Annotated in this window: 8 protein-coding genes; 1 reads left to right on the plus strand and 7 read right to left on the minus strand. The window is 63.0% G+C overall.

What is annotated here, in order from left to right; translation table 11 throughout:
- Positions 1 to 98 precede the first annotated feature (98 nt).
- From APH28_RS03115 to APH28_RS03135, 5 genes are all read right to left on the minus strand, one after another.
- The gene (locus APH28_RS03115) at positions 99 to 1,403 is read right to left on the minus strand and encodes a response regulator (RefSeq protein ID WP_082432250.1); all 1,305 of its coding nucleotides are present in this window, start codon (positions 1,401 to 1,403) and stop codon (positions 99 to 101) included.
- Between the two features lie 137 nt (positions 1,404 to 1,540).
- Positions 1,541 to 2,818, minus strand: coding sequence for a 4-aminobutyrate--2-oxoglutarate transaminase (gene gabT / locus APH28_RS03120; protein ID WP_060507585.1), 1,278 nt, complete (start codon positions 2,816 to 2,818; stop codon positions 1,541 to 1,543).
- 180 nt (positions 2,819 to 2,998) lie between these two features.
- Positions 2,999 to 4,441 (minus strand): NADP-dependent succinate-semialdehyde dehydrogenase, encoded by a 1,443-nt coding sequence (gabD, locus tag APH28_RS03125; protein ID WP_060507586.1) that lies wholly within the window; start codon positions 4,439 to 4,441, stop codon positions 2,999 to 3,001.
- Positions 4,442 to 4,783: 342 nt separating this feature from the next.
- Positions 4,784 to 6,460, minus strand: coding sequence for an aryl-sulfate sulfotransferase (locus APH28_RS03130; protein ID WP_060507587.1), 1,677 nt, complete (start codon positions 6,458 to 6,460; stop codon positions 4,784 to 4,786).
- Between the two features lie 18 nt (positions 6,461 to 6,478).
- Positions 6,479 to 8,815, minus strand: a complete 2,337-nt coding sequence (locus APH28_RS03135) for a TonB-dependent receptor (RefSeq protein ID WP_060507588.1) — start codon at positions 8,813 to 8,815, stop codon at positions 6,479 to 6,481.
- 193 nt (positions 8,816 to 9,008) lie between these two features.
- Here APH28_RS03135 and APH28_RS03140 point away from each other — a divergent pair, with 193 nt between their 5' ends.
- Positions 9,009 to 9,923, plus strand: coding sequence for a LysR family transcriptional regulator (locus APH28_RS03140; RefSeq protein ID WP_060507589.1), 915 nt, complete (start codon positions 9,009 to 9,011; stop codon positions 9,921 to 9,923).
- A 115-nt stretch (positions 9,924 to 10,038) separates the two neighbouring features.
- On the opposite strand, the gene APH28_RS03145 is transcribed toward APH28_RS03140, so the two are convergent.
- Both APH28_RS03145 and APH28_RS03150 read right to left on the minus strand, forming a co-directional pair.
- A complete protein-coding gene (locus tag APH28_RS03145) occupies positions 10,039 to 10,944 on the minus strand; it encodes a TauD/TfdA family dioxygenase (RefSeq protein WP_060507590.1) in 906 nt (301 codons plus the stop codon).
- A gap of 36 nt (positions 10,945 to 10,980) precedes the next feature.
- On the minus strand, positions 10,981 to 12,018 hold the full coding sequence (locus APH28_RS03150) for an ABC transporter substrate-binding protein (RefSeq protein WP_060507591.1): 1,038 nt from the start codon (positions 12,016 to 12,018) through the stop codon (positions 10,981 to 10,983).
- Positions 12,019 to 12,146 lie beyond the last annotated feature (128 nt).

A 12,146-nucleotide genomic window follows, 5' to 3' on the forward strand; every position in this document is an offset into this window, starting at 1 on the left:
CCATCCTCCTTACTGTTGCCTTGTAGCCCATAGAGGCACTTAGCGTTTATCCCCCTTGAGGGACTTGCAAAACCCAGCCTTCGCTGGGTTTTGTCATTTCAGGACGCGGCGTTTTCAGGCTCCGCTCCGTCAATCATGCCCTCAGGCTTGACGTTCAATGGCTCAGCTGGCGTCTGATCCTCCTGCGGCTTCACCTCCGGATTCTCCACCTTGCGCAACCGGCTCAGCTCCGGTAGCCCTACTTTCAGCAAGCGCGCCGTCTTGTTGCTGGCGATCTTGTCCAGCCCCTGATCCGCCGGCAGGCGCGCCAATTGCCCGGCTAGGTTGAGGGCCAGGATCTCCCGTGAATACACCCCGCCACCCAGCTGGTAGATCGCTGCGATCAGCTCGCGCAGGCTCAGCGGCAGGCGCCAGCGGGTACGCAGCGCCGAACCGAACGCTGCGCCGAACTCGTTGAGCGACAGCTGTACCCGGTCCTCGTCCAGTTCGCCACCGGCCAGGCGCCACTCTTGCAGGCAGCGCAGCACCGCCAGGTCGCCCAGGCAGTGCAGCAGGCCAGCGCAATAGCAACGTTCCTGTTCCAGTTCGAGCATGCGCGCCAGCGAGCGGGCGTATTCGGCCGTGTGCAGAGAAAGATTCCAGTAATGCGTGGCATGCTGCGTCAGCAACGGGTCGCTCAGGCGTGCGCTGCGCTTGAGGGTCAGTCCAAGAATCAGATTCATGCTCTGGGTGCTGCCGAGCTTGTTCAGCGCCTGCATCAGGGTCTGCACCGGGGCGTCACGGTGCAGGGCGGCACTGTTGGCAGCGGCGATCAGCACCGCCGTGATCTGCGGGTCGTCGCGCACTTCCTCTTCGAGCACTTTGAGGTTCAGGCCCTGTGGGTTCAGCGCACGCTTGATCGCTACCTGCACATCGGCGAACAGCGGCCCACCATCGGCGGTGGCGCGGCGTTGTTCGAGGTAGGCCGCCAGGTTGGCGCCAGGTTGCAACGGCGGTACCGGGCAGGTGATCTGCTCGCCCACGGCCAGCAGCAGCTCTTCCAGGCTCTTGCGCAGCTTGTCCAGATTCAGCGGTTTGCTCAGGTAAGCCGTGGGGTGCAGCGGTAACGCTTCGCGCACACTGGCGCTATCGCTGCGGCTGCTCATGAGAATGAACGGCAATTCCGGGCCCTTGGCGCGCACGTTGCGCAGCAGGTCGAGGCCATCGCAGCCTGCCAGCTCGCGGGCGGCGATGATCAGGTCAGGCTTGCTGGCCAGCGCCGTGAGCGCTTGCGAGCCGTCGGCGCAGACGTGCAAGCGAGCGTCGCAACGCACGCTGAGCAGCATTTCGCTCAACATTTCGCGTACCCAAGGATCACCTTCGGCGATCAGGACGCAAGGTGGGGTGGGGTCTGCAGCACTCATGGCCAACTCCTCAATATCCCTGACACACAGTCCTTCGCAGCTTCCAAGGCGAATCCTTCCACCACCATAGCCGCACACGGCTTTTCTGGGCACAAAAAAAACCCGCCTAAGCGGGTTTTTTCATGAAGCGCGTCACATCAGGCGAGTTCAGCGAAGCACTCTTCGATGATGGCCAGGCCTTTTTCCAGCAGCGCGTCTTCGGCGGTCAGCGGAACCAGGATACGCAGGACGTTGCCGTAGGTGCCGCAGGACAGCAGGATCAGACCCTTGTCGCGTGCCTTGGCCACAACCTGGGCAACGGCAGCAGCGTTCGGGGTGTGGGTGCCTTTTTCGAAGACTTCCACAGCGATCATCGAGCCCAGACCACGGACGTCACCGATGATCGAGTGTTTTTCCTGGATCTTGCGCAGGCCAGCAGTCAGCAGCTCGCCAACAGCCTTGCTGCGATCCAGCAGCTTCTCTTCCTCGAACACCTGGATGACGGCCAGGGCCGCGGCGCAGGCGATTGGCGAACCGGCGTAGGTGCCGCCCAGGCCGCCCGGAGCAATGGCGTCCATGATTTCGGCCTTGCCGCACACACCAGCCAGCGGGAAGCCGCCAGCGATGGACTTGGCGAAGGTGGTCAGGTCAGGCGCGACGCCCATCTGTTCCATGGCGAAGAAGGTGCCGGTACGGCCAGCGCCGGTCTGCACTTCGTCGGCGATCAGCAGGATGCCGTGCTTGTCGCACAGCTCGCGCAGGCGCTTCATCAGCTCTTTCGGTGCTGGCAGGAAGCCGCCTTCGCCTTGTACTGGCTCGAGGATGATCGCGGCGATGTCGCGCGGCTCGGCGTCGTTCTTGAAGATGCGCTCGACCGAAGCGATGGCGTCGTCAACGCTGACACCGTGCAGTTCGCTCGGGAACAGGGCGCGGAAGATGCCGCCTGGCATCAGGCCCATGCCAGCGGAGTACGGCACGACCTTGCCGGTCAGGCCCAGGGTCATCATGGTACGGCCATGGTAACCACCGGTGAAGGCGATCACGCCAGCGCGGCCAGTGGCGGCACGGGCGATCTTCACGGCGTTTTCAACGGCTTCTGAGCCGGTGGAAACCAGCAGGGTCTTCTTGTCGAAGTCGCCTGGGACCAGCTTGTTGATCTTTTCGCACAGCTCTACGTAAGGCTCGTAGGCCAGCACCTGGAAGCAGGTGTGGCTGACCTTGGTCAGCTGCTCTTGCACAGCGGCAACCACTTTCGGGTGCAGGTGGCCGGTGTTCAGTACTGCGATGCCGCCGGCGAAGTCGATCAGTTCGCGGCCTTCAACGTCGATCACCGTCGAGTTCTTCGCGGATTCGACGAAGATCGGGTGGATCTGGCCAACGCCACGTGGGACGGCGGCGACACGACGTTGCATCAAGGATTCGTTGGTCTTGCTCATAAAGCCCTCATTGCGCCAATGGCGGCGCTTTTATTCGGGGGTGGCTGGGAGTGTTCGCGAACAGTATTCGTTGATCGACTGCCATGAACGCCCTGGCCACCAGGTACTGCTATGTCAAAAAGGCCAGCGAGACGTCGCTCTCGCGCCCCGCTGGCAGAGGTAAAAGCGTTTACCCGGCGATCAGACGCTGATGCACAGGTATTTGATTTCGAGGTAGTCCTCGATACCGTATTTGGAACCTTCGCGGCCCAGGCCGGAGGCCTTGATACCGCCGAATGGCGCGACTTCGTTGGAGATCAGGCCGGTGTTGATACCCACCATGCCGTATTCCAGGGCCTCGGCGACACGGAACACACGGCTCATGTCACGGGCGTAGAAGTACGAGGCCAGGCCGAACTCGGTGTCGTTGGACATGGCGATGACTTCGGCTTCGTCTTTGAAGCGGAACAGCGGCGCCAGTGGGCCGAAGGTCTCTTCTTTAGCGACAGCAGCGGTTTTCGGCACGTCGACCAGGATGGTCGGCTCGAAGAAGTTGCCTTCGATCAGTTTGCCACCGGACAGCACCTTGGCGCCTTTGCCCACCGCGTCTTCGATGTGTTCCTGAACCTTGGCGACAGCCTTGCCGTCGATCAGCGGGCCGGTGGTGGTGCCTTCTTCCAGGCCGTTACCGATCTTCAGCTTGGCGACAGCCGCGGCCAGCTTCTGGGCGAACGCGTCGTAGACGCCGTCCTGCACGTAGATACGGTTGGCGCAGACGCAGGTCTGGCCGTTGTTGCGGTATTTGGAGATGATCGCGCCCTCGACCGCCTTGTCCAGATCGGCGTCGTCGAACACGATGAACGGGGCGTTGCCACCCAGCTCCAGGGAAACCTTCTTGATATCCTTGGCGCATTCTTCCATCAGCTGGCGACCGATTTCGGTCGAGCCGGTGAAGGACAGCTTGCGTACCAGGGAGTTGCCGGTCAGCTCGCCGCCGACTTCGCCAGCGCTGCCGGTGACGACGCTCAGCACACCCGCCGGGATGCCGGCACGGGTAGCCAGCTCGACCAGGGCCAAGGCGGAGTACGGGGTTTGCGAAGCAGGCTTGAGCACCATGGTGCAGCCAGCGGCCAGGGCCGGGCCGGCTTTACGGGTGATCATCGCGGCCGGGAAGTTCCACGGGGTGATGGCCGCGGTAACGCCGATCGGCTGCTTGATGACGATCAGGCGCTTGTCTGGCTGGTGGCCCGGAATGGTGTCACCGTAGACGCGCTTGGCTTCTTCAGCGAACCACTCGATGAACGAGGCGGCATAGGCGATTTCGCCCTTGGCTTCGGCCAGCGGCTTGCCTTGTTCGGTGGTCATCAGGCGAGCCAGGTCGTCCTGGTTCTCGATCATCAGTTCGAACCAGCGACGCAGCTTGTTCGAACGCTCCTTGGCGGTCAGTGCGCGCCAGGCCGGCAGGGCCTTGTCGGCAGCTTCGATGGCGCGGCGGGTTTCCGCAGAGCCCATCTTCGGCACGGTACCGATGACTTCACCAGTGGCCGGGTTGGTCACGTTGATGGTCTGGCCGCTGTCCGCATCCAGCCACTCACCGTTGATGAAGGCTTGCTGGCGGAACAACTGAGCGTCTTTGAGCTGCATGTCGGCTTCCCGAATTGTTGATTGTATGAAAAGCGCCCAAGGCAGGGCATCGAGCGTTTGAAATCTCAAACGAATGCTAAGCGGCTGCTGGGGTGTTGGACAATAGGCTGTTCGAAAAAAAGAACGAATGGTTGAACACCCCGGCGGAAATTTCACAATTCTGTGCTGTAGCAGCCGGCCTCTTCGCGGGCATGCCCGCTCCCACAGGTACCCCATCGAATTCAGAAGTTGTGAGACTCCTGTGGGAGCGGGCGCGCCCGCGAAGAGGCCGGTACAGGTTAGACGATCGAGCTGAAGGAAATGTGATGGGAGGACCGACGGCCCTCCCGGAGGGGGAAGGAATCAGAACGCCTTGGCCAGGTCGATCACGAGAGCCCGGTAGCCAACGGAGCCCGGCTGGCGGCTGTGCACCTTCAGCTCCACCAGCACCTCCTGCGTGCCGCGACGCACTTCATTGAGCACTGTGGTGGTCAATTTCTCGGGCGTGAGGAAGTTCACTGAAGCCGAATAAATGAACTGGGTATCGGTCTCTGGCCGGTAGGCCACCACCGAGGTCACCGGGCTGTACCACTCGTCGCCACGCTCCTTGCCGTATTCCCACACCTGCTCGACGGTGCCCTTGGCCTCGTCGATCTTGTACTCCACCGCCCGGCTGTAGTTACCGCTGAGCTTGGTGGGCGCAAAGTCGCGGCCCCAGCCGTTGTCGAACACGGTTAGCGTGCCTTTACCGGTGAGCCAGGCAGTGTGCTGGGTCCAGGACCAGTCGAAGCCTTCGCTTGCGACAGGTGTCAGCACTTTCTCGCGCAGGTGCTGCGGCCAGCCCTGGGGTGAAGCGAGAATCCACTTCACCTGCTTGTCCCGACCGATCTTGGCCACCCCCTGATGCCTGGCTGAAACGATAATGCTGTCGTCATCGGCATCGTAGTCGATGGCATTGACGTGTGCCCAGTTGCGCCCGGTGCCCACGCCCGGGGTATCACCGAACGGCAGGTTGCCTTCGGCCAGTTCGTTGGCCAGCCGATCATCCTGCTTTTGTACACCCTCGGGCAGCTGGATCGCCGCCTTGCCCAGGGTTTCCAGCAAGTCGCCGCGATAGGGGTCGAGAATCTGGTTCAAGTCCCAGAAGTCCAGCACATCCCCCGCCTCGCTGACTTCGATGATGTGGTCACGGATCGAGCGCACCCGCTTGCCATCCGGACGACGGTAATCGCTGGTGCCGACACGCAGCAGGTAGGTGCCGTTGGTGGTTTCGCGAATCTCATGGGAGAAGTCGGCGAACTTGTCCGGCAGGTTGCGCTGCCAGATACGCCGGCCCAGCAGGTCGAACTTGGAGTAGGTCTGGCCCTGGCCCCAGATCAGCTTGCCATCGCGGGTCTGCTGGAAGCCCATGGTGCCGCCCAGGCCGTCGCGGCGATTGGAATCGTGGATCTGCTCGATGTCCAGGTACCAGCGCACGTCACCGTTACTGTCGGAGATCCAGTTGTTGCCGACCTGGTCCCACTCGGCAGCGCCGCCCAGGCCGTTCCACTTGAAGGCTCGGCCACCGGGAATATCCCCTTGCAAGTGGTTGAACAGGTACAGGCGCTGTTCGAAACCGGGCGCCACCTTGACCGGCTCCACCTCCGGCAGCGCGGCGGTCTGTTTCGCCACCACCGGCAAGCGCACTGCCGGGGCGTAGATCTGGTATTGCTCGCGGATGCGCTCGCCGTCGAGCTTGTAGCTCACTTCCACCTGGTTGACGTGATCCGGGTACAGGCCGAATACCGGGATGCCGCCATAGGTCCACAGCGAGCGCTCGGACACCTCGTAGGCGATGTCCACACCGCGCTCGCCCTTGCCGCGCACCCGCACATGGGCGGCGCTCAAGCTGCGGCCGCCATCGCGGATGATTGCGGTCAGCGGCGCCAGGCGGTAAGGGTTGACCACCACATCGCCGAGCAGCGCCTCGCCGCGCTCGGGGACTTTGGCCGTGAGGCAGGCGCCTTCGGGCAGTTCAGGGGTTTGGGTCTTGGCATTCATGGCAAAGCTCCTTTTTACTCAGAAGTCGTAACGGGCGGTGGCGCCGAAGGTGCGCGGAGTACCGAGCACGCCGGCATAACCACCGTTGGCGGAATTCCACAGGCTGGTGAAATAGGTCTTGTCGCCGGCGTTCTTCACCCATAGCGACAGGTCGACCACGCCGTCGCCCTGGTCCAGGCGCACGCCGGCGGAGAGGTTGACCAGCGCGTAGCTGGGGATCTGGCCGAAGTCGGAATCATCGATGGTGCCCACCGCTCTTGAGCGGAACGCGTAGCTGGCGGTGACGTAGGGCTCGACGTGCTGGCTGGCCTGCCACTTGTATTCGCCGTTGAGGTTGGCGATGTACTTGGAGGCCCCGACCACCTGGTGGCCGGACAGGTCGCAGGTGGCGCTGGCGTTGGCCAGGCTCACTTCCGGCGGGCACGGTGCGTCGTCGTACTTCAGGTAGCGCACGTCGTTCCACGAACCGTTGAAGTTCACCGTCAGGCCTTTGATCGGCAGCGCCGTGGCTTCGAACTCCAGGCCCCGCGAGCGCACGCTGCCGGCATTGGCCAGGTACTGCACGCGGTTGATCTGGTCGTAGACGTTGGCCTGGTAGCCATGCACCTCTGTCCAGAACAGGTTGGTGTTGAGTTGCAGGCGGTTGTCGAACAGCGTGCTCTTGAGGCCCAGCTCGGCGTTGTTGGCCCGCTCGGTACCGACCAGCAACGAGTCGGTGCCCAGGCGTGGCGCAGCGCCGACGGTGAGGTTCACGCCACCGGACTTCTCGCCGTGGGTCAGGGTGGCGTAGCCGAGCAACTGGTCGTTGAACCGATAGCTCAGTCCCAGCAGGCCGGAGGGGCTGAAGCTGTACTGGTTGAGGTCCCCCGAATCGTACGCCCCCACCCTGCCCTGACGCGCAGCAGCGGCAGCACCGGTCACGGCAGCACCACCGGTTGGCGCATCGCGGGTCACCCATGCGCTCTTTTCTTCGTAGGTGCCGCGGATGCCGGCGGTGAAGTCCAGGCGGTCGGTGAGGTGCCAGGTGCCCTGAGCGAACAGCGCGTAGCTGTCGGTATCGATGTGGCCGTTGCCGATGGTATTGACGTTGGCCAGGGCGCCGGCCGGGGTGATGTTCCAGATGTCGGCCTGAGGGCCGTAATAAGTGAAGGACTTGTTGTCCAGGTCCTGCTTGAAGTAGTACGCGCCAAGCACATAGTCGAAGAGGCCACCGGTCGGCGACGCCAGGCGGATCTCCTGGGAGTACTGCTTGTCGCGCACCGATACCCCGGCGCTGTAGAACACCGGCACATTGAGGCCGTCGTCATTGCGCGGGGTGAAGTCCCACCAGCGGTAGGCGCTGATCGAGGTCAGGGTGAAGTCGTTGGGCAGGGTCCAGTTGGCTTCCACCGAAGTACCGCCCTGGAACACCGTCACCTGTTGGTCGGCGTCGAAATTGACCTTGCGGTCCTTGCCCGACACCAGCGTCGCACCCGCCTGGGCGGCCAGGCTTTCATAGCGGTTGACGCCGTTGATGGTCGGCCCGGTGCTGTACAGGCTAAGGATGCCGTTGTTGGAATCTTCCTCGTTATATTCGCCGATCCAGCGCAAGTTGAAGGTTTCGCTCGGCTGGAACAGCAACTGGGTACGAAAGCCCTGGCGCTTGCCGCCGTTGAGTTCGTCGCCGTTGTGGATGTTCTTCACATAGCCATCGTCTTCAGTGTGATAGGCACTGATTCGCCCGGCCAGCGTCTCGGTGATCGGCCCGGAGTAGCTGCCCTGGGTCTGCAGGTAGCCGTCCTCGCCAATCGATTGCTGGATGCTGCCTTCCGGGTGGAAGGTCGGCTTGCGCGTGGTGATGTTCAGCACCCCAGCCGTGGTGTTCTTGCCGAACAGCGTGCCCTGCGGGCCGCGCAGCACTTCCAGCTGCTCGACGTCGAGCAGGTCGAACACGGCCATGCCCGGGCGGCCAAGGTAGACGTTGTCCAGGTAGATGCCGACGCTGCCCTCCAGGCCATCGCTGGCCGGGTTGTTGCCCAGGCCGCGAATCGAGATGCTCGACTGGCGTGCATGCACATAAGCGACGTTGGTACTGGGCACCAGCTGTTGCAGATCCTGCACACGATAAATGCGCTGGGTTTCCAGGGTTTCGCTGCTGAGCACGCTGATCGGCGTGGGCACGCTCTGCGCGGTTTCCTCTCGACGACGGGCGTTGACGGTGACGGTGCCGAGCTTGGCTTCCTGTTCCACAGCCGGGGTAACGCTGACGGGCTCTTCGGCGAAGCTGCCGCTGGATGCCGCCAGCAACACGCCGGCGGCCAAGGGTTGCAAGGTGAAACGCGACGCGCGCGCAGGCCAACGGGAAAGTCCAGACATGCAAATGCTCCTTGAGGCATGGGCCCTGGGCGAGCATTTCCGTTGGCGGAACCGAATCGCGGTCAGTCGGGCTTATATTCTTTTAAGAGATATAAATATTTATAATTCATATTTTGTGGAATAAGTGACTCCCTTTATAAGGGGACTCACCCTTGTCAGCAATTGCATTTGACCGAAGGTTTTAATGTAGAAAATGCATATCGATCTGCGTCAGCTGCGCCACTACATTGCCCTTGTCGAGCACCGCAGTTTTGTCGCCGCAGCCGCGGCGGTGAACCTGTCGCAATCGGCCTTCAGCCGCAGCATCCAGACCTTGGAGCACAACGTCGGCTGCCGCTTGGTCGACCGTGCCAGCAAGGAACTTTCACCCACCCGCCAGGGCCTGCTGGTACTGGAGCACTCGCGGCGCCTGGTGCATGGCGCGCATAACCTGGTCAACGAGATCCAACAGTTCAATGGCGCCACCACGGGCGTGGTGCGTTTCGGCTCCGGCCCGGCGCCCGCGGGTGGCCTGGTGCCAAAGGCCGTGGCGCGCTTCGTGGCCGAGTACCCGGCAGCGCGCACCTGCTTCCAGGTGGATAACTGGCAGGCGCTGAACCGCAAGCTGATCGCCGAGGAGATCGAGTTCTTCGTTGCCGACACCCGCCAGTTCGAGTCCGACCCGGATTACCGCGTGCATAAGCTGGCGCCGCAGCGCTGGCACTTTTGCTGTCGGGTCGGGCACCCGCTGACCGAGCAGGCCGAAGTGCACGCACGCGATGTTTTCGACTACCCGCTGGCAACCACTTTTCGCCCGCCGAACATCCGCAAGATCCTCAGCGACCTCAGCGGCCGTCAAGACTTTCTTCCGACGGTGGAATGCGAGCACGGCTACGCGCTGCTGAACGTGGTGATGCATTCGGACACCATCGGTATTGCCTGCAATGCCAACTTGCGGCCCTACCAGAGGGAGCGGGGTCTGGTGGCGTTGAAACTGGTGGACCTGTTACCGGAGCAGGAAGAGGCGTTCTACACCCGCTATGGGGTCGTGAGCCGGGTGGGATATGGCTTGTCGCCATTGGCTCAGGGACTGGTCAGGCAATTGATTGACTGTGATACCGAGATCTGACGGCCACCTCAATCTGTGGGAGCGGGCGCGCCCGCGAACACCGGCGGAGCCGGTGCCATCAATCGCGGCGCCTGCTTCGCGGGCATGCCCGCTCCCACAGGTGTTGTCTGCAGGCCTACCCCTTGCGGGTTGTCCGGCTCAACTGCCCATCAACCCCAACCGGCACTTCGCCGGCCAGGGTCACCCGCCGCACCACGCGCGGCTGGGTGCCGTAGTCATCGACCGCATAATGCTGCGTGGCGCGGTTATCCCAGATCGCCACATCCCCTGCCTCCCAGCGCCAGCGCACGGTGTTCTCCAACCGCGTCACATGCCCCTGCAGCACTGCAAACAGATGCTGCGAGTCGGCCAGCGAATAACCTTTGATGCGCTTCACGAAATGGCCCAGCTGCAATGCCCGCTCACCACTGATCGGGTGCACCCGCACCACCGGGTGTTCGGTCTCGTACACGGTCGAGGTGAACACCTTGCGATAACGCTCAAGCTTGGCCGGGTCGACATCGGGCTTGATGCTCGCATAGTCATATTCGTTGCTGTGCACTGCCCACAACTTGTCAGCCAGTTCGCGCAGCGGCTCGGGCAGTTCCTGATAGGCCGCCGCCGTGTTGGCCCACACGGTATCGCCGCCGGAAGCCGGCGCCACCACGCTGCGCAGGATCGAGGCCTTGGGGTAGGCATCGACGAAGGTCACGTCGGTGTGCCAGGAATTGGCCCGCTGGCCTTCGGCCCCGTCCAGCTGCAGCAGGTAGCTGGTGCCGTCCACCACCGGTACGGTGGGGTGGGCGACGGGCTCGCCGAGCAGCTTGGCGAAACCTTCCTGGCTCTGGTCATCCAGGTGGGTCTGGCCACGGAAGAAGATCACCTTGTGTTTCACCAGGGCGGCCTGGATGGCATCGACGGTGGCGGCATCCAGGTCGGCGGACAGCTTCACCCCGCGGATCTCGGCACCGATACGGCCGGCAACCGGGTGGATGTCGAGTTCGAGGGCGTGCGGCGCGGTGGCCAGTGCGGCATTGCTCATGGTCGTGGTCCTTGCGGTCAGGGGCGGGTTGTGGGTTCAGCGGGCGGCCTGCACGGCCTGTTCGTGTTGCAGTGCGGCATCGAGGAAGCGCGGTTCGATCCACTCGGAAACCTGGAAACCTCGGCGGATCAGGCGCTCGCGGGTGGCCAGGTCGACACCCTGCTGCAGCTGGGCGACGAAGTCGGCGTCCAGCCGTGGGTCGAAGTAGTGACCGAGGTCTTCCTTGGCCAGGTCATCACTGAGGATGCTGCGTGGCCAGTTGGCGTTGCTTGCCACCAGGTCGACGTAGGCATCGCGGTTGTGCTCGTCACGCAGCCAGCTCGCGGCCTGCTCCTGGGCATTGACCAGGCGCTGCACTAGTTCGGGGTACTTGCGGATGAAATCGCCCGTGCCGAGCAAGACCGCCTGGGTGCTGCCGGCCCCCTTCAGGTCGCGAGAGTTGACCGGCAGCTCGACCAGCCCGCGCTCACGCAGCGACAGCAGGTTGGAAAGGCCCCAGGTAGCGTCGATCTGCTTGGCGGCCAGTGCAGCGTTGGCGGCGTTGAAGTCCAGGTTGATCACTTTCAGGTCGCGCTCCGACAGCCCCTGGCTGGCCAACGCGCTGGCGAACGACAGCTGGTTGGCGGTGCCGCGGAACACCGCCACGCGCTTGCCCTTGAGGTCGTGCAGGGTCTTGATGCCGGAGCCCGGTACCACGCCCAGGTAGCTCTTCACCCCACGCACGCCGGCTGACAGCACGCGGGTGTCGAGGCCATTGGCCTTGCCGACGATAGCCGCCAGGTCGCCCAGGTAGGCGAAATCGGCCTGGCCGTTGGCCAAAGCTTCGTTGACCACAGGCCCGGCACCCTTGAAGAAATGCCAGTCGATGCGGATGCCGTCTTTGGCGAATTCCTTTTCCAGCAGCTGCTGGTCACGCAGTACATCCACCACGCCGCCAGCACTGTGCTTGCTGCCAGCACTCAGGTCGGGCACGGCGATGCGGATGCTCTCAGGCTTTGCCAGCTCGGCCGCGTGCCCGCTTAGGGTGAAGGCTAGACCGAGAGCGGTGATGAGGTGGCGCAGAGGGGTTTTCATGGCAAGGCTCCTTGGCAGGCTGCCACCGGCGATGGCCGGCGCTTTGGCCAGAAGCTAGGCAGGTCTTGTTAGAACCTACAAAGATCAAAACTTCATTTTTTAGTAACTGAAAGACATAAATGAGGATT

Origin of the sequence: Pseudomonas sp. NBRC 111124, from assembly GCF_001320245.1 — a bacterium.
GTDB lineage: Bacteria > Pseudomonadota > Gammaproteobacteria > Pseudomonadales > Pseudomonadaceae > Aquipseudomonas.